We start from the raw sequence: 18,516 nt of genomic DNA on the forward strand, positions 1-18,516 counted from the left end.
ACTCACACCAAAAGGGATGAAAAAGCTTTCTTTCCTCCTATTTTCCGCCTTCTGTCTTCTATCTTGTCTAAGTCAGTCGTCATGTATTGCGTACAGGAAAATCAAAGAAAATCTTTCTTCTCTCTGTTTCTGGTGTCTTCATGCTGCAATATTTCTCACCAATAAGTGTTAGAAATAGCATTTTTTATCTAGCATGGGACTGGGATTAAGAAATCCTGAGTATACAGCAAGATAAAATTTCCACCTCAAATTACTCTCAAATATTTATGGGGGTAAAAATAAACGGTAATTTTTAAAGGTCTAGACTATGGCAACCGAACAGTTAACTAGAGAAAGCGATGAATTAGACTTAAAACAGCTATTAAAAACTTTAACTGCTGTCAAAAAAGGTGATTTTTCTGCTCGGATGCCCATAGACCAAACAGGTGTAGCTGGTAAGATAGCTGATACGCTCAATGATATTATTGACCAAAATGAGCGCATGGCAGCAGAGCTAAAGCGCATTAGTAATGTTGTGGGCAAAGAAGGCAAGATCACTGAACGCGCTTCTTTGGGAAATGTACGCGGTTCTTGGTCAGATAGTGTTAATTCTGTCAATACTCTCATTACCGATTTAGTCCAGCCGACAGCAGAAACTACGCGGGTAATTCGGGCTGTAGCGAATGGGGATTTATCGCAAACGATCGCCACAGAAATTGACGGTAGACCCCTCAAAGGTGAATTTCGCCAAACTGCCAATATAGTTAACACGATGGTGACAAGGCTGAGTTCCTTTGCCGGTGAGGTGACGCGGGTAGCCAGGGAAGTGGGAACTGAGGGGAAACTAGGGGTGCAAGCCGAAGTCCAAGGTGTGGCGGGGACTTGGAAGGATTTGACTGATAATGTCAATTTGATGGCGGGGAACCTCACTGGACAGGTGCGGAATATTGCGGAAGTGGCGACGGCGATCGCTAACGGTGACTTATCGAAGAAAATTACTGTGGATGTGAAGGGGGAAATTCTGGAGTTGAAAAACACCGTTAATACAATGGTGGATCAACTTAATTCTTTTGCATCAGAAGTTACCAGGGTGGCGCGGGAAGTAGGGACGGAAGGGAAACTGGGCGTACAAGCAGAAGTCCGGGGCGTGGCGGGGACTTGGAAAGACTTGACTGATAATGTGAATTTGATGGCGGGGAACCTGACAGCCCAGGTAAGAAATATTGCCGAGGTGACAACGGCTGTAGCCAATGGCGACTTATCGAAGAAAATTACTGTCAACGTCAAGGGCGAAATTTTGGAGTTGAAAAACACCGTCAATATCATGGTTGATCAACTTAATTCCTTTGCATCAGAAGTTACACGAGTGGCGCGGGAGGTGGGCGCAGAAGGGAAATTAGGCGGTCAAGCAGAAGTCCGAGGCGTTGCGGGTACGTGGAAGGACTTGACTGATAGCGTCAACTTTATGGCGGGAAGTTTGACGGCGCAGGTAAGAAATATTGCGGAAGTGACAACGGCGGTAGCTACTGGTGATTTATCGAAAAAAATCACCGTGGATGTGAAGGGGGAAATTTTGGAGTTGAAAAACACTATTAATACAATGGTGGATCAACTTAATTCCTTTGCATCAGAAGTTACAAGAGTGGCGCGGGAAGTAGGAACGGAGGGGAAACTAGGCGTACAAGCAGAAGTGCGCGGGGTGGCGGGGACTTGGAAAGACTTGACTGATAATGTGAATTTGATGGCGGGGAACCTGACAGGACAGGTGCGGAACATTGCCGAAGTTGCCACAGCGATCGCCAATGGTGACTTATCGAAGAAAATCACCGTGGATGTGAAGGGCGAAATTTTGGAGTTGAAAAACACCATCAATATCATGGTGGATCAACTGAGTTCCTTTGCATCGGAAGTTACCAGGGTAGCGCGGGAAGTAGGCAGCGAAGGGAAGTTGGGTGTACAAGCGGATGTTAGGGGTGTGGCTGGTACATGGAAGGACTTGACCGACAGTGTCAACTTCATGGCGGGGAGTTTGACGGCACAGGTAAGAAATATTGCCGAAGTGACGACGGCGGTAGCGACTGGCGACTTATCGAAAAAAATTACCGTCGATGTCAAGGGCGAAATTCTCGAATTAAAAAACACCGTCAACACGATGGTAGATCAACTCAACTCCTTTGCTTCGGAAGTCACCAGGGTAGCGCGGGAGGTGGGAACAGAAGGGAAATTGGGCGTACAAGCAGAGGTGAAGGGCGTAGCGGGTACGTGGAAGGACTTGACTGACAGTGTAAACTTCATGGCGGGGAGTTTGACAGCCCAGGTAAGGAACATTGCCGAAGTGACGACGGCGGTAGCTAATGGCGACTTATCCAAGAAAATCACCGTCGATGTGAAAGGGGAAATTTTGGAGTTGAAAAACACTATTAATACAATGGTGGATCAACTCAATTCCTTCGCCTCAGAGGTGACAAGGGTAGCGCGGGAGGTAGGCAGCGAGGGGAAATTGGGTGTACAAGCCTACGTCCGGGGTGTGGGCGGTACCTGGAAAGATTTGACAGATAATGTCAACTCAATGGCAGGGAATCTTACAGCCCAGGTAAGAAATATTGCGGAAGTGACGAAGGCGGTAGCCAATGGCGACCTGTCGAAGAAAATCACCGTGGATGTGAAAGGGGAAATCCTCGACTTAAAGAACACTATTAATACAATGGTGGATCAACTCAGTTCCTTTGCCTCAGAGGTGACGCGGGTAGCGCGGGAGGTGGGAACCGAGGGGAAATTAGGTGGTCAAGCTGTAGTCCAAGGTGTGGCGGGGACGTGGAAAGATTTGACCGATAACGTCAACTCAATGGCGGGGAACTTGACAGCCCAAGTGCGAGGGATCGCCAGAGTGGTGACGGCGGTGGCGAATGGCGACTTGAAACGCAAACTGATGTTAGATGCCAAAGGGGAAATTGAAACCTTGGCGGAGACAATTAACGAAATGATTGACACCCTAGCCACCTTTGCCAATCAGGTGACGACAGTGGCGCGGGAAGTGGGGATAGAAGGAAAATTAGGTGGTCAAGCCAAGGTTCCAGGGGCGGCGGGGACGTGGAAAGATTTGACCGACAACGTAAATGAACTAGCGGCTACCCTCACCACCCAGTTAAGAGCGATCGCCGAAGTAGCTACAGCCGTTACCAAGGGCGATTTAACCCGTTCCATCGCTGTAGAAGCCCAAGGAGAAGTAGCAATTCTCAAAGACAACATCAACCAGATGATTGCCAATCTGCGGGAGACAACCCAGAAAAACACCGAACAAGATTGGTTAAAGACCAACCTCGCCAAATTCACCCGGATGCTGCAAGGTCAGCGCGACTTAGAAACCGTATCCAAACTCATTCTCTCAGAACTTGCACCACTGGTAGGCGCACAACACGGCGTATTCTACTTAATGGAAGGTGCAGAAAATCAAAGCTACCTACAACTACTCAGCACCTATGCTTATCGGGAACGCAAACATCTAGCTAACCGCTTCCAGTTGGGTGAGGGTTTGGTGGGACAATGTGCTTTAGAAAAAGAGCGAATTTTGTTAACAGAAGTGCCGAGTGATTATGTGAAAATTAGCTCTGGTTTAGGTGAAGCCAACCCCCTAAATGCCGTGGTGTTGCCTGTATTATTTGAAGGACAAGTGACGGCGGTGATTGAACTAGCCTCCTTCCGCCGCTTTAGTGAGATTCACTTAACATTCTTCGACCAACTCACCGAAAGTATTGCGATCGTCCTCAACACCATCGCCGCCTCGATGCGTACCGAAGAATTACTCAAACAATCCCAATCCCTCGCCGAGGAACTACAAACCCAGCAAAGCGAACTCCGCGAAACCAACAAGCGCCTAGAACAACAAGCCCAATCACTCAAAGCTTCGGAAGATTTACTGCGGGGACAACAAGAAGAACTACAGCAAACCAACGCTGAGTTAGAAGAGAAAGCAGAATTGTTAGCTATACAGAAAAAAGAAGTAGAACGGAAGAATCGGGAAATTGAACAAGCGCGACGGTCTTTAGAAGAGAAAGCCGAACAACTCGCCCTTTCATCCCGCTATAAATCTGAATTTTTGGCGAATATGTCCCATGAACTGCGGACACCTTTAAATAGCTTGTTAATTTTGGCGAAATTGTTGACAGATAACGTTGATGGTAATTTGACCGCTAAACAAGTCGAATACAGCCAAACAATTTACTCAGCCGGCAATGAACTATTAGCCTTAATTAACGACATTTTGGATCTAGCCAAAATCGAATCGGGAACTATGTCCATCCATGCGACCCCAATTCCCTTGTCAGAGTTGGCTGAACAAATTGAACGCGGCTTTGGGCAAGTAGCGCAAAATAAAGGACTGACTTTTGCAGTCGAATTAGCCCCTGAGTTACCAACCACCGTTAATACAGATATCAAACGCCTACAACAGGTATTAAAAAATCTCCTCTCCAACGCCTTTAAATTTACAGAACGTGGAGAAGTCCGCCTCAGAATTGAGGTAGCCAAGCCAGGATGGAATTCTAACCAACAACCTTTAAACCCTGCTCAAAATGTCATTGCTTTTGCTGTGAGTGATACAGGTATTGGTATTGCAGCCGATAAGCAAAAGATTATCTTTGAGGCATTCCAGCAAGCTGATGGTACAACTAGCCGTAAATACGGCGGGACAGGGCTAGGGTTATCTATTAGCCGAGAAATTGCTCATCTTTTGGGTGGTGAAATTAAACTTACCAGCTATCCTGGTCAAGGCAGTACATTTACCTTCTATTTACCGCAATTTAGTGCTGAATCTACGCTGACCCAGGCAGACGCGATAAATCAGCTGACCCAGGCAGACGCGATGAATCGCGTCTCTACAAAGTACGACTCAATCCTTGTTGACGATCGCACCAACATCACTAATTCATCAGCAGATAATAACATCCTCCTAATTATCGAGGATGACGTTAATTTTGCCAGGATCTTGGTAGATATGGCACGACAACACGGATTTCAGGTACTCACCGCCCAAACTGGGACAGCCGGACTAAAATTAGCCAAGGACTTCCAGCCGATGGCAATTTTATTAGATATCCGCTTACCAGAAATGGACGGTTGGACAGTCCTAGACCGCCTGAAACATGACCCCACAACCCGCCATATTCCCGTACACATCATGACCGTGGAGGAAGGAAGGCAACGGGGTTTACAATTAGGGGCGATCGCCTATTTACAAAAACCAGTCACCAGTGAAGCCATATCCGAAGCCCTCAACAAAATTAGAGGTTTCGTAGAACGTCGGGTGAAAAACTTACTAGTTGTTGAAGATGACGAACTACAACGCCAAAGCATTGTCGAACTCATTGGTAATAGCGATGTAGCCACAGTTGCCGTCGGTACAGGTGCAGCCGCCTTAGAAGCGATTCGTACTCAGCAGTTTGATTGCTTAGTCCTCGATTTAGGCTTACCTGACATGACAGGTTTTGAACTCATGGAACAGATTAAGCGAGAAGCCAACGGTGCAACCTTACCAATTATTGTGTACACCGGTAGAGAAATCAGCAAAACTCAAGAAACAGAACTAAGACGGATTGCTGAGACAATTATCGTCAAAGATGTGCGATCGCCCGAACGTCTTTTGGATGAAACCGCCTTATTCCTCCACCGCGTCCAAGCAAACTTACCCACACCCAAACGCGAAATCCTCGAACAACTCCATTCTCAAGATTATTCCTTAGTTGGTAAAAAAGTCCTGATTGTAGACGATGATGTCCGCAACATCTTCGCCCTCACCAGTATGCTGGAACGCTACCAAATGCAGGTTATATATGCTGAAAATGGCAGAGAAGGAATTAGCTTATTGGAAAATACACAAGATATTGACGTGGTGTTAATGGATGTAATGATGCCCGAAATGGACGGTTACGAAACCATGCAATTGATTCGGAAAAAAGAACAATTTAGAGCCTTACCAATTATTGCCCTCACCGCTAAAGCCATGCAAGGCGATCGCGATCAGTGCATCGCCGCCGGCGCTTCCGACTACATCGCTAAACCAGTAGATACAGAACAGCTACTGTCTTTATTGCGAGTTTGGCTCTATCGTTAAATTGCGGATGATATGTTGCACCAAGCCTAATTGCAAGTCGCAGGCTATTTACGACAAAGTTTTTCCCTGTATAACTAAAACTGAGCAATGAGCATGATGCAACACGTAATTACTCACACTACCTAATAAAAACTCACTGAGTCCAGCACGGCCACGCCTACCAACCATAATTAGGTCAGCCGACCAACTACGGGCTATTTCACATATTATCCTACCTGGATCACCCATTTTTTGGGTAAATCCAGTTTTCACACCGATATTAATCGCTGCATCAGTGAGCGATCGCAACCACTCTAGTTTTTCCTGTTTAAGTTTTTCCCAATGCTGGATATAGTTATCCATTGATTCCGTTTGCCAAGCTGGATAAGTTGTATCTGGTTGCAAAAAAATAGGAGTAATATATGGGTCTTCCACAGGAGATATAACGTGCAGCAACATGATTTCAGCGTTGCTTGCTTTGGCTAAATTTACACCCTGCTCAAAAATATGTTGCCCTATCTCAGAGTTTTCTACTGCTACCAAAATTTTTTGATACATAATATATAGCTGTTGACAGTTGACTGTTCACTGTTGACAGACTAGAAAGCCTCGTGTGGTCAGTACGTAGGGTAAGCAATGCCCACCACCACCATCATACGGTGGGCATTGCTATCTGTATTTCAAAAAATATGAACCCTATCGGAAAACCCTAAATTTCAGCACCCGCTTTTGCTTCAGCACCCATTGGGGAAACATAATCACGGAAAAGAGTAATTTGCTGTTCAAAACCTAAGCCTTTGATTCCTTCCAGCAGTTCTTGGGGTTCTGAAGACAGTGTATAACCAGCAGGAAAAGGAACTATAGTTGCATTTTCCATACCTTGGGATAAAAGATACCAAAACAGTAGCTTAGTGGTATCACCCAGAGAACCGTATTCGCGGCTTAGTTGGTTATCTACACGCCGAATCAAGTCGCGTTGTAATTGCAATTGCTGTTCATGATTCAATTCTTTGACTTGATTAAATAAACCTTCGGCAATTGCTGGGGAAACAGTACTAGCACCAGGGGCTGCTGGTGTAATTGCGCCGCCCATTTCTTTGTAGATAAACCAAAACAAAGCCAATTGTTCGTCTACATCCAATTTCTGCCATGATTGGACATATTTACGAATAGTGGGATCGCCTGTTTGTGTAAAAGTCATAATGATTACGGTTGCTATGAACGAATGTCATTAGCAACCGTAACAAACACAGATCAGGTGTTTAACCCTACTCAGGACATAAGTAACTCGACCAAAAAGAAGAATAATTCAGGAAATTATAAATAGGACTTACACACACAAGTTATCTGTTGAGATCGGGTGTAAGGGTTTCAAACATTTATACCCATACACCCATACACCCTTTTCCAAACCCCTGATCTTTCGTTCTCATGGGTAAGTCCTATATAAATTCCCCTCATACTTCAGCGCTGAATAGTATTCGCTGACTGGTTAAATAACAAGTTTCGGGACTTTTCAATATCTAGCGCCTGATTTTTAAAAGCTTCGGCTTTTTCATAGGCGCGAATGACCGCCGGACGTACCTGAATTGTCTCGAACCAACGTTTGAGATGGGGGAAACTGTCTAAATTTTGGCTTTGGCGTTCATAAGGCACAATCCAAGGATAAGCAGCGATATCGGCAATAGAATATTCACCAGCAACAAACTCTCTATCTGCAAGGCGTTTATCCAACACTGCATACAAGCGCCCTGTTTCATTGACGTAGCGGTTAATGGCATACTCAATTTTTTCAGGTGCATAGCTACTAAAGTGGTGGTTCTGTCCGGCCATTGGGCCTAATCCTGCCATTTGCCAGAATAGCCATTGTAGAACCTCTGTACGTCCCCTAATACTTTGGGGAATTAATTTTCCGGTTTTTTCTGCCAAATACAACAATATAGCGCCAGACTCAAACACAGAAATCGCTGCACCCCCATCTGCTGGTTCATTGTCAACAATGGCGGGAATGCGATTATTCGGGGATATTTTGAGAAATTCTGGCTGGAATTGGTCGCCAGCACCGATATTTATGGGGATGATGTTGTAGGGTAAGCCGACTTCTTCTAAGAAGATAGTGATTTTGTGGCCGTTTGGGGTTGTCCAATAGTAAAGGTCAATCATGGTTGTGTCTTTGATTTTGTTTGTTTTCGCACCGAGATTTTAACTGTTTTACTCCTGACTATGGCTTTGTCTGGCTGTTATCTTTGATCAGATCAATTACAAGCCAATGAGAACTTGATGATGAGACTGCATTACAACAAAACTTTCGGCTATATATTCATTCCCTTAGGGTTATTAAATTTAGTTTTGGGCGGCATTCTCCTGGTTAGAGGTCAATTCAGCATTAGCATCATCATTGGAATTATCATCATCTTCTTAGGGTGGGCATATTGGCATAAGCCTTATATCACCGTCGAAGATAAACAGTTTATTATTCACACACCTTTAGGATGGCCACAACGCATCTACGGTTACAATTCTCCTGAAGACGTAAAAATAGCACACAAAAAGATATTACTCAAACAAGATGGTGAGTGGAAACGCTTACCTATTTCCAAATTAATTATGCAGCCACAGGATTGGTTGATGTTGCAAAAACGATTTGGTGAGGACAGGGGCTAAAGAAGGGAAATATTTTTATAAATGCGATCGCCTCTCATGGATAATTAGGCGATCGCATAATTTCTATACAGACTAAAATTTTTATATCAATAAGTGTAGGGCTGTACACTTGCACAACCCTACGACGGAATTAATCATGGAACAACTAGACATTTAGTGGCTGTCTATTGCTGGCTGATGCGTAATTATTTGTAGCGTTGCTATCGTCAAAATTGTTGGCAAATGCTAGTGATTCTTTTCCAGTAATCAATCTTGAACCACGTTTGCGAGTGAAGTAGTTCCAAGCCCACTGAATCATGACTAATAATTTGCTGTCAAACTCAATGAGGAAGTAGATGTGAATTAATAGCCAGAATGCCCATGCAGAGAAGCCTTGCAACTTGACTAAGCCTAAGTCTACAACGGCTGCATTTTGCCCAATCATCGCTAGGCTACCGTGATCATTATATTTGAAGGCTGGCAGAGTTTTACCTTGCAAGCGTTTTTTAATCAATTTGGCGACATATTCACCTTCTTGGATGGCGACTGGTGCAACACTAGGAAGAGGTTGACCGTTTTGGTGAGAGAAGTTGGCTAAGTCTCCCACAACAAAAATATTTTTGTGTCCTTTAATACTTAAGTCTGGTTCAACGATCGCTCGTCCGGCGCGATCGCATTCTACCCCAGTTCGTTCGGCTAAAACTTGCCCCATCGCCGATGCTTTCACACCTGCTGCCCATAATATAGTCTTGGAGGTTATTGTTTGCAATTCATCGCCTTGCTTAAAGGTAACGATGTCGTTTTCAATACTTGTCACTCTTGTTTTTGTCTGGACAACCACACCGAACTCTCGCAGAGATGTTGTGGCTGCTTGGGATAATTCTGGTGCAATGTGTGGGAGGATGCGATCGCCACCTTGCAATAGTAGTATTCTGGTTTCTGAGGTGTCGATGTTGCGGAAATCTTCTTGGAGCGTCTTGTATGCTAACTCGGCGATCGCTCCAGCTAATTCTACTCCTGTAGGGCCACCACCCACAATCACAAAAGTCAAGAAAGCCTTGCGTTTTTCGGGGTCTGTTTCTTTTTCTGCGGCTTCAAATGCGCCAAATATCCGGCGACGCATTTCTATCGCATCTTCCACAGTTTTCAAGCCAGGCGCTAATTCTTGCCAATTATCCTTACCAAAATAAGAATGCTTTGCACCTGTGGCGACAATTAAGGTGTCATAAGGGACTACTTTATCACCTACAATAACTTGTTGTAAGTTGGGATCAATATCATTAACTTCTCCCAGCAACACTTTTGTATTCTTACTTTTGCTGAGTACAGAGCGCAATGGTGCGGAAATATCAGCCGGTGATAGCGTACCTGTCGCAACTTGATATAAAAGTGGCTGAAATAAGTGAAAGTTACGTTTATCGATGAGAGTAACATTTACATTAGCTTTAGCCAGTGCTTTTGCTGCATACAGTCCACCAAAGCCACCACCAACGATTACAACCTGATGTGGTTCAAGTGAAGCTACCATAATAAAAATTTCCTTGCGTTCAGAGAAATGTAACTATTCTTAATTGATTTGTAACAAAGTTATGAGATTTGTTACCGCTTGTTTTGAACAATTGTAAAAATAGTTAAATTAATCAAATTTACTATTCACAAGACGTTATTTTCTATTTGCCATATTGAAACTCCTATTTTGTAGGCATCTTAAAGTTTATCTATTAGGTATACTTGACAAAATCATGTTTAATTTTCTTGCCAGAACTATGTTTTTATTGAGAATAAATCTCTAAATAATTATGTTTATTAATAGTGAGTAAATACTCTCAAATATATTAATAAATATATGTAAACGTATAAGCTAAAAATAATTATGGAATAGGTATTTTGCCTCCATAAAGCAAGATACCTATTCCACACATTTCGGGCTAATAAGTAATTAGAAAGAATGAATTATAGCTGGGGACTGGGGACTGGGTTAAAAGTCTTATTGTATCTAGATTGTATCATCTATTGATGTCCTAAAACTACTGGCGATAGCTATAAAAAGTTATACCAATTTGAAAAAAATGCGACAAATAAACCATTTGTAGAGACGCGATGAATCGCGTCTTCTTCATCCAAAGGATTCATCGCGTCTTCACCCAAGGATGTTTTGCAATCATTAATCGAATTGGTATTAAGTATTTGTATGGTAGGCATAGCCCACCAAAACCATAATAAGGTGGGCATTACCCACCCTACTTTTATTGCTTCGGTCAAACGGTAACTATTTTCAGCATTACCAATTACCTATTTAATCCTAGACATTAACCGGCAACCTCTTTTCTGTAGCCTGATAATGACCGTTATTGTTGACAGCTTTCACCTCTAAAGCCACTTCTTGGCCTGTAATCAATCTAGCGCCACGATTGCGAGTCACATAATTCCATACCCATTGAATCATGACTACTAACTTATTATCAAACTCAATCAGGAAGTAGATGTGAATCACTAACCAGAACAACCATGCAAAGAAGCCTTTGAGTTTGATGAATCCTAAATCTACAACGGCTGCATTTTGCCCAATCATCGCTAAACTACCCTTATCAGTGTAGTTAAAAGCTGGTAGGGTTTGACCTTGCAGGCGTTTTTGAACCAATGCGGCGACGTATTCACCTTCTTGTTTAGCGACGGGTGCAACACCAGGGAGGGGTTTACCATTTTGGTGAGAGAAGTTGGCTAAGTCTCCCACAACAAAAATATTGCTGTGTCCCTTAATGCTTAAGTCTGATTCTACGATGACTCGGCCGGCGCGATCGCATTCTACCCCAGTTCGTTCGGCTAAAACTTTCCCCATTGCCGATGCTTTCACACCTGCGGCCCATAATACAGTCTTGGAGGCAATTTCTTTGATTTCCTCACCTTGTTTGAGGGTGACGATATCATTCTCAATGTTGGTTACCAAGGTTTTTGTCTTGACAACCACACCCAACTGCTTTAAGGATATTTCCGCTTCCTGGGATAATTCTGGCGCAAAGGGAGGGAGGACTCTATCTAAGCCTTCTAGGAGGATGACTTGGGCTTCGGTGGTGTCGATGTTGCGGAAATCTTCTTTAAGGGTTTTGTATGCTAATTCTGCGATCGCTCCTGCTAACTCTACACCAGTAGGGCCGCCACCGACAACTACAAAGGTCAACCAAGCACGACGCTTTGCGGGGTCTTTTTCTTTCTCGGCTGCTTCAAAAGCTGTAAAGATGCGGCGACGCATTTCGATAGCGTCTTCTACAGTTTTCAAACCAGGTGCAAATTCTTCCCAGTTATCTTTACCAAAGTAGGAATGCTTTGCACCAGTGGCGACAATTAAGGTATCGTAGGGAATTTTTTCATCACCCATCACCAATTCTTGTGCTTCTGGGTCAATATCATTTACTTCTCCCAGCAATACTTGAGTATTCTTGCTTTTACTTAATACTGCGCGTAAAGGCGAGGAAATATCTGCTGGTGATAGCGTCCCTGTTGCAACTTGATAAAGTAGTGGCTGAAATAGGTGAAAGTTCCGCTTGTCGATGAGAGTCACGTCTACTTTAGCTTTAGCCAGGGCTTTTGCTGCATACAATCCACCAAAACCGCCACCGACAATCACAACTTTATGTGGTGGGTTGTTATCAAGTGCTTCAACCATAAGAATTATTTCCTTGTGTTACGACTGCTGTAACTATTCTTAACAAATTTGTATCAAAAATGTCACAATTATTTCTGTTTATTTTGAACATATAAAAAATTGCTTAAAGTTACTAAAAAGACAAACATTGAGTAACTTAAGCTACACAGTTGTGGTAGTTATCATTTTGAGCGATAAGCTTTATGCAGTTGGAGGGTAAGAATCCCAGCTTTTTTAAAAGCAACAGTAATTAGGTCTTGATACTCGTTATCAAAAAGTGCTGCCGCAATTACAATTAGTTCATCAATATTCTGCTGTTCAGGGAAAATTAGAATATTTTCTCCCAAGAAATTCGGGAATCGCAGACGAATGGTTAATCAAATCACACCTAACAACTGTTAGCAAACCAGTCAATAACAGCGTGAAAAAATGATAGTTGACAATTTTGGTAACTAAAATCTCAGATGACTCGGCTGATTGAAACTATACCAATTGTGGCAATTCGCTGTTAAACTCTCTTTACCTGCTCTGGGTTCTGGGAATATTCTAAATTTTCCCTGAGACTACTTGAGAATTTTTCATTAATTGATACACTTGTTCTTCATTAACATTCAGTTAACTAGCACTGCATGGTGCATATTAAGCGCGTAGAACTTACCAATTTCAAATCCTTCGGCGGTACGACCTCTGTCCCATTGCTGTCGGGTTTTACTGTCGTATCTGGGCCTAATGGTTCGGGTAAGTCTAATATTTTGGATGCGCTGTTGTTTTGTTTGGGATTAGCCAGTTCTAAGGGGATGCGAGCAGACCGCTTACCGGATTTGGTTAATAATACTCAAACGGCGAAAAGTCGCTCGGCGGTGGAAGCTGTGGTGACGGTGACGTTTGATTTATCTGATTTGGTGGATGTCAGTAGTCAGTTGTCAGTTGTCAGTGGTGAAGAATTATCCCAGGATGAAGCGCCTAGTGTAAATGGGAATGGTCACAAAGCTACAGAATGGAGTGTAACTAGGAAGCTGCGGGTGACGCATCAGGGGAGTTATACGTCTAATTACTACATCAATGGGGTTTCGGCGACGCAGACGGAGTTACATGAGGAGTTGGAGAGGCTGCGGATTTACCCTGAAGGTTATAACGTGGTGTTACAAGGGGATGTCACCAGCATTATTTCCATGAAGGGGAAGGAACGGCGGGAAATTATTGATGAGTTGGCGGGGGTGGCGGCCTTTGATAGGAAGATTCACCAAGCCAAGGGAACTTTGGATGAGGTGAAGGATAAGGAAGATAGTTGTCGGATTATTGAGTCTGAGTTAACTTTACAACGCGATCGCCTCTCCCAAGACAGAGCGAAGGCGGAGAGGTATCAAAAGTTACGCACGGAGTTTTTAGAAAAGCAATGTTGGGAAGCGGTGTTATCTTGGCGTTCCCTACAAGCACAGCAAGAGAAGTTAGTTACAGATATTCAAGCAGGCGATCGCCATTATGGGGAACTGACAACTCAGCTGGCAAGCTTAAATACAGAAATTAACCAAAAAACGGCTGAACTGGAACAGCTAAATGCTCATGTGAAAGCAATGGGGGAAGAGGAACTGCTGGCGGTACAATCTACCCTAGCTACCCAAGAAGCGGAACGGAAGCAACTCCAACGTCAGCAAACGGAATTAGACGCGGCTTTGCAAGAAACTACCAGACGTTTAGCGCAAACTCAGCAAGATATCCAACAACATCAGCAAGGTTTGGGTGAACTGGCGCAAGCACAGGATTTAGAAAGACAATCCATTGTCTATTGTCAGCAGCAACGGGATGAAGCACAACAAGCGTTGGAAAAGTCCCGCGAAGCAGCCGCAGAAATCGCCTCAGCGTCGGAGGCGTGGGTACAGCAACAAACGGCGTTGAACCGACAAATTGAGACTGTGTTGCAAACTTTGGAACCGCAACGCACGGAACAGGCGCAACTACGGGAACGAAATCACCAGTTACAGCAGTTAATTGAGGAGCAAACTGAGTTAATTGCTAATTTAGAACCGCAATTGGCGGAGAAACAAGCCGATTGTGAACGCATAGAAACAGAATTTAATACATCTAGTGAACCTATTCAAGATTTAGCCCAAAATCTTGCAGCCACAGAACAGGAATTACAAATCCAGCAGGATACCCAAAAGCGCCTATTGCAAGAACAACGGGACAAACAACGCCAGCTAGATAGAATTGAGGCGCAAGCACAAGCACAGCAAGAGGTACAAGGAACTCAAGCCAGTAAGGTGATTATCCAGTCAGGAATGCCTGGGGTGTGCGGCTTGGTGGTACATTTGGGAAGGGTAGAACCCAAGTTTCAATTAGCGTTAGAAATTGCGGCTGGGGCGCGGCTGGGACACATTGTGGTGGAAGATGATGGTATAGCAGCCGCCGGGATTGAACTACTCAAACAAAAACGGGCTGGGAGAGCGACGTTTTTACCGTTAAATAAAATTCAGGCTCACAAATTTACCCAGGATGCAACGCTGCGTTTAGCGAATGGTTTTATTAACTATGCTGTAAATTTGGTAGACTGCGATCGCCGTTATAAAGACATCTTCAATTACGTTTTCGGTAATACGGTAGTCTTCGCCAACTTGGATACGGCGCGGAAAAATCTCGGTTTATATCGCATCGTTACTTTGGATGGGGAACTACTAGAAACCAGTGGCGCGATGACTGGGGGTAGTAGTAACCAGCGTTCGGCGTTGCGATTTGGGAATACAGAAGCCGCAGAATCAGATGAAGCCGTTAGCTTAAAACAGCGTTTAGCCGATATTGATCGGATTTTAAACCGTTGTGGTGATGCGATCGCTAATTTATCGATCAAAGCCAAACAACTATCCCAAGAACTCACGGAAACCCGACAAGCAAGGCGAGAACAGCAGTTACAGTTGGAACAGTTGCAAAAAGATATTAAGAGTTTAACAGCCCAATTAACAGGGACGCGATCGCAACTCACCCAAAACACCGAGAAATTTACCACAGCCCAATCTCGCCTGGAAATTCTCGACAGAGACTTACCAGGACAAGAAAGCCAGTTACAACAACTACGCCACACCTTAGCGGAGTTAGAAGCCTCCCAAACCCCCAGCGAATGGCAACAAATTCAGGCGACAATTAAAACCCAAGAACAACAAATCCAACAACGGGAAACCGCCTTTAGGGAAGCCGAACAACGCTTAAAAAATCTAGAAAATCAACAACAGCGTTTACAAGAACGCATCCAAGAAGCCCAACAACGCATCACCGAATATCAAACCCAACAAACCACTTGTACAGAAGCGATTCATCGCGTCTCCCAACAAACCACAACCATAGACGCACAAATCACCCAAACCCGCACCAAACTCAGCGAACTAGAACAACATCTCGGCGCAGAAAAACAAAAACGCGACACCATCGAACAAGAAGTGCGATCGCACCTCCTGCGTCAGCAACAATTAGAATGGGAAATTCAAAAGCTGGAAGAAACCCAACTCAAACGCCGGGAAGACTTAACCGCCTTACAAAGCCAGTTACAGGAACTAGTCCCAGAACTGCCCGACCCTTTGCCAGAAGTCCCAGACAAGGTAGACTTAGAAGAATTGCAGAAAGAATTGCGATCGCTCTCTAAACGCCTCCAAGCGATGGAACCTGTAAATATGCTGGCGTTGGAAGAATACGAACGCACCCAAAAGCGTTTAGAAGAACTCACCCAAAAATTAGAGACATTAGAAGGAGAACGCACCGAACTACTCCTCCGCATTGAAAACTTCACCACCTTGCGCCAAATCGCCTTTAAAGAAGCCTTCGACGCTGTAAATGAAAATTTTCAATCCATCTTTGCCACCCTGTCCGACGGCGACGGCTACCTGCAATTAGACGATCCCGAAGACCCCTTTAACAGTGGCTTAAACTTAGTCGCCCACCCCAAAGGTAAACCAGTCCAAAGACTCGCCTCCATGTCCGGTGGTGAAAAATCCCTCACCGCCTTAAGCTTTATCTTTGCCCTGCAACGCTACCGCCCCTCACCTTTTTACGCCTTTGATGAAGTAGATATGTTCCTTGATGGGGCAAACGTAGAACGATTGTCAAGAATGATTAAACAACAAGCCCAACAGGCACAGTTCATAGTTGTGAGTTTGCGCCGTCCGATGATAGAATCAGCCGAACGCACAATCGGCGTTACTCAAGCACGAGGAGCTTATACTCAAGTTTTGGGAATTAAGTTATCATCCTCGAATACATCTGCTTGAGTTTTTGTTAATAATAGTGTATAGATAAACCGGATTCGAGATCAGGACTCCGTATAGAATGACCTCTGAACAAATAATTAGGCGTTCCGACATATTAAATACGCAGGTAATTACCCGCGACAACGGCAAACGGTTAGGAATCGTCAGTCAAGTTTGGGTGGATATTGATCAAAGAGAGGTTGTGGCTCTTGGTTTGCGAGACAGCCTGATCTCTATCTCTGGTCTGCCCCGCTATATGTACCTTAGCAGCATCCACCAATATGGCGATGTGATCTTAGTTGATAACGAAGATGTCATCGAAGATATTGAAGTTGAAGCCCTCAGTAACTTAATTAACTGGGAAGTCATCACCGAAACAGGCGAAGTTTTAGGTAGAGTGCGGGGCTTTAGGTTTGAAGCCGAAACCGGTAAGCTCAACACCATAGTCATCGCCTCCTTGGGACTCCCCCAAATTCCCGACCAATTCTTAAGCACCTACGAAATATCCATAGAAGAAGTAGTCAGCACCGGCCCCAACAGATTGATTGTCTTTGAAGGAGCTGAAGAACGGGTAAATCAGTTAACAGTTGGTGTTCTCGAACGCCTGGGTATTGGTAAAGCGCCTTGGGAAAGAGACGCAGACGAAGAATATGGTTATTCTGCACCCCGCGCCGTCGCACCATCAAATCAGCTACCTAGCGGCGTACCCTTACAGCCACCAAAACCCAAAGTCCGCACCCCCGAACCCGTAGCCGAGGAAGAATGGACTGAGGACTACATCGAAGAAGAAAGACCACAGCGCCAAGTTATGAAGGCGCGCCAATACGAGTCAATTCAATACGAAGAAGACGAAGAAGAAGACAATTGGAGTGAAGCCACAGGTAGAGACAGGTATCAGCCCCCTGCTAAACCCTACAGCAAGCCCTACACCGAAGATTACGACGATTATGATGATGATGTAGAAAGTGATGCTTGGGACGACACACCACCCCAACCAGTGAACATTCCCAAGAAAGTCAAAGAAAGACAGCCAGAATACGAAGAAGAAGGCGGATATTAATTTATTGGTGATTTCACAAGACCAAAATAACGCCAAATAACCACGTAGAGACGCGATTCATCGCGTCTTCTTCTGTATTGTTTTTAATGGCAATGCAACATTAAGGATTGATAGCAGAATTAGCCATTTTGATGAGAGAATTGCGATCGCCTGCCTTCAACCCAAAACTATACTGCACCCCTTGTTGTCGCCACGTCAAAGTGGCATCAGAACAATTAGCACCACAACTAAAATCCACAAAATAGCCAGCAATACCCCTAGCTAAATTCACCCGTTTCCCCGTGAGGCGCGGCGTTGAACCCGTGACAGCCTCCGCCGAAACCACACCTAAACGACAAGCCGTCCCACCAGTACAATCAGGACTGAAACCCAAGAGAATGTCATATTTCTTCGGTGTAGAAGTTTCAATAATGGCGTAAATTGGGTTTGTTCCATCCGACTCAGGAATATATTTAGGCAATAAAATCTTAATTTGACTCTTTTGTTTTAACTTCGGCAGAATAGGTTGAAAAACTTTATGTGGCTGAGAATTAACAGTTCTAGCTGGTCGTTGTGCTAATAGCTGCGTTTGATTATTTGTCTTAGCTATAGCCGAAGGATGGGGATTATTGATACCGACTAATACCAGTAATATCGATAGATTAGTCAGACTTTTTAAGCCAAAAATCATAAAGTAAGACCTATTTCAACGTGTGTATTTAACTTATATTTCCCGTTTTATAGACTAAATGGTGTTCATACTCCAATACAGTTCAGTTAAGGCAACAACTTAGACTGGTGTAGGTTGGGTGGAGGAACGGAACCCAACATTCACGCATACTTTGTTGGGTTCCGCTATCGCTCCACCCAACCTACCATTCTCTTAACTGAA

At 44.2% G+C, this 18,516-nt stretch carries 12 protein-coding genes; 4 read left to right on the forward strand and 8 right to left on the reverse strand.

Going from position 1 to position 18,516, the window contains the following annotated elements; translation table 11 throughout:
- Positions 1-307: 307 nt before the first annotated feature.
- Positions 308-6,088 carry a HAMP domain-containing protein gene (locus tag ACM5QX_RS23930; protein ID WP_414755819.1) on the forward strand — a complete coding sequence of 1,927 codons (5,781 nt, stop codon included), beginning with the start codon at positions 308-310 and terminating at the stop codon, positions 6,086-6,088.
- A gap of 48 nt (positions 6,089-6,136) precedes the next feature.
- On the opposite strand, the gene ACM5QX_RS23935 is transcribed toward ACM5QX_RS23930, so the two are convergent.
- From ACM5QX_RS23935 to ACM5QX_RS23945, 3 genes are all read right to left on the reverse strand, one after another.
- A complete protein-coding gene (locus tag ACM5QX_RS23935; RefSeq protein WP_414755820.1) occupies positions 6,137-6,625 on the reverse strand; it encodes a universal stress protein in 489 nt (162 codons plus the stop codon).
- A 151-nt stretch (positions 6,626-6,776) separates the two neighbouring features.
- Positions 6,777-7,268 (reverse strand): orange carotenoid protein N-terminal domain-containing protein, encoded by a 492-nt coding sequence (locus ACM5QX_RS23940; RefSeq protein ID WP_414755821.1) that lies wholly within the window; start codon positions 7,266-7,268, stop codon positions 6,777-6,779.
- Positions 7,269-7,531: 263 nt separating this feature from the next.
- Positions 7,532-8,230, reverse strand: coding sequence for a glutathione binding-like protein (locus ACM5QX_RS23945; protein ID WP_414755822.1), 699 nt, complete (start codon positions 8,228-8,230; stop codon positions 7,532-7,534).
- Between the two features lie 117 nt (positions 8,231-8,347).
- Here ACM5QX_RS23945 and ACM5QX_RS23950 point away from each other — a divergent pair, with 117 nt between their 5' ends.
- Positions 8,348-8,731, forward strand: coding sequence for a hypothetical protein (locus tag ACM5QX_RS23950; protein WP_414755823.1), 384 nt, complete (start codon positions 8,348-8,350; stop codon positions 8,729-8,731).
- Positions 8,732-8,876: 145 nt separating this feature from the next.
- Here the strand turns inward: ACM5QX_RS23950 and ACM5QX_RS23955 are convergent, their stop codons facing one another.
- From ACM5QX_RS23955 to ACM5QX_RS23970, 4 genes are all read right to left on the reverse strand, one after another.
- Entirely contained in the window at positions 8,877-10,238 is a 1,362-nt protein-coding gene (locus ACM5QX_RS23955; protein ID WP_414755824.1) for an NAD(P)/FAD-dependent oxidoreductase, read from the reverse strand.
- Between the two features lie 512 nt (positions 10,239-10,750).
- On the reverse strand, positions 10,751-10,942 hold the full coding sequence (locus tag ACM5QX_RS23960) for a hypothetical protein (RefSeq protein WP_414755825.1): 192 nt from the start codon (positions 10,940-10,942) through the stop codon (positions 10,751-10,753).
- Positions 10,943-11,012: 70 nt separating this feature from the next.
- Positions 11,013-12,374 carry an NAD(P)/FAD-dependent oxidoreductase gene (locus tag ACM5QX_RS23965; RefSeq protein ID WP_414755826.1) on the reverse strand — a complete coding sequence of 454 codons (1,362 nt, stop codon included), beginning with the start codon at positions 12,372-12,374 and terminating at the stop codon, positions 11,013-11,015.
- Positions 12,375-12,535: 161 nt separating this feature from the next.
- Positions 12,536-12,700 (reverse strand): hypothetical protein, encoded by a 165-nt coding sequence (locus ACM5QX_RS23970; protein ID WP_414755827.1) that lies wholly within the window; start codon positions 12,698-12,700, stop codon positions 12,536-12,538.
- Positions 12,701-12,982: 282 nt separating this feature from the next.
- On the opposite strand from ACM5QX_RS23970, the gene smc reads away from it, so the two are divergent.
- Both smc and ACM5QX_RS23980 read left to right on the forward strand, forming a co-directional pair.
- Positions 12,983-16,606, forward strand: coding sequence for a chromosome segregation protein SMC (gene smc / locus ACM5QX_RS23975; RefSeq protein ID WP_414755828.1), 3,624 nt, complete (start codon positions 12,983-12,985; stop codon positions 16,604-16,606).
- A gap of 58 nt (positions 16,607-16,664) precedes the next feature.
- Positions 16,665-17,645, forward strand: a complete 981-nt coding sequence (locus ACM5QX_RS23980) for a PRC-barrel domain-containing protein (RefSeq protein WP_414755829.1) — start codon at positions 16,665-16,667, stop codon at positions 17,643-17,645.
- Between the two features lie 100 nt (positions 17,646-17,745).
- Here ACM5QX_RS23980 and ACM5QX_RS23985 read toward each other — a convergent pair whose 3' ends face one another.
- On the reverse strand, positions 17,746-18,315 hold the full coding sequence (locus ACM5QX_RS23985) for a hypothetical protein (protein ID WP_414755830.1): 570 nt from the start codon (positions 18,313-18,315) through the stop codon (positions 17,746-17,748).
- Positions 18,316-18,516: the final 201 nt, after the last annotated feature.

Source organism: Anabaena sp. CCY 9910 (genome assembly GCF_963920875.1).
Classification (GTDB): domain Bacteria; phylum Cyanobacteriota; class Cyanobacteriia; order Cyanobacteriales; family Nostocaceae; genus Trichormus; species Trichormus variabilis.

What these genes read in the sequence shown, in the direction of transcription:
- ACM5QX_RS23955 (WP_414755824.1), bottom strand. Translation starts at nt 10,238, where the DNA reads ATGGTAGCTTCACTTGAACCACATCAGGTTGTAATCGTTGGTGGTGGC.
- ACM5QX_RS23980 (WP_414755829.1), top strand. Translation starts at nt 16,665, where the DNA reads ATGACCTCTGAACAAATAATTAGGCGTTCCGACATATTAAATACGCAG.
- ACM5QX_RS23940 (WP_414755821.1), bottom strand. Translation starts at nt 7,268, where the DNA reads ATGACTTTTACACAAACAGGCGATCCCACTATTCGTAAATATGTCCAA.
- ACM5QX_RS23950 (WP_414755823.1), top strand. Translation starts at nt 8,348, where the DNA reads ATGATGAGACTGCATTACAACAAAACTTTCGGCTATATATTCATTCCC.
- ACM5QX_RS23985 (WP_414755830.1), bottom strand. Translation starts at nt 18,315, where the DNA reads ATGATTTTTGGCTTAAAAAGTCTGACTAATCTATCGATATTACTGGTA.
- ACM5QX_RS23935 (WP_414755820.1), bottom strand. Translation starts at nt 6,625, where the DNA reads ATGTATCAAAAAATTTTGGTAGCAGTAGAAAACTCTGAGATAGGGCAA.
- ACM5QX_RS23960 (WP_414755825.1), bottom strand. Translation starts at nt 10,942, where the DNA reads ATGCCCACCTTATTATGGTTTTGGTGGGCTATGCCTACCATACAAATA.
- ACM5QX_RS23945 (WP_414755822.1), bottom strand. Translation starts at nt 8,230, where the DNA reads ATGATTGACCTTTACTATTGGACAACCCCAAACGGCCACAAAATCACT.
- ACM5QX_RS23930 (WP_414755819.1), top strand. Translation starts at nt 308, where the DNA reads ATGGCAACCGAACAGTTAACTAGAGAAAGCGATGAATTAGACTTAAAA.
- smc (WP_414755828.1), top strand. Translation starts at nt 12,983, where the DNA reads ATGGTGCATATTAAGCGCGTAGAACTTACCAATTTCAAATCCTTCGGC.
- ACM5QX_RS23965 (WP_414755826.1), bottom strand. Translation starts at nt 12,374, where the DNA reads ATGGTTGAAGCACTTGATAACAACCCACCACATAAAGTTGTGATTGTC.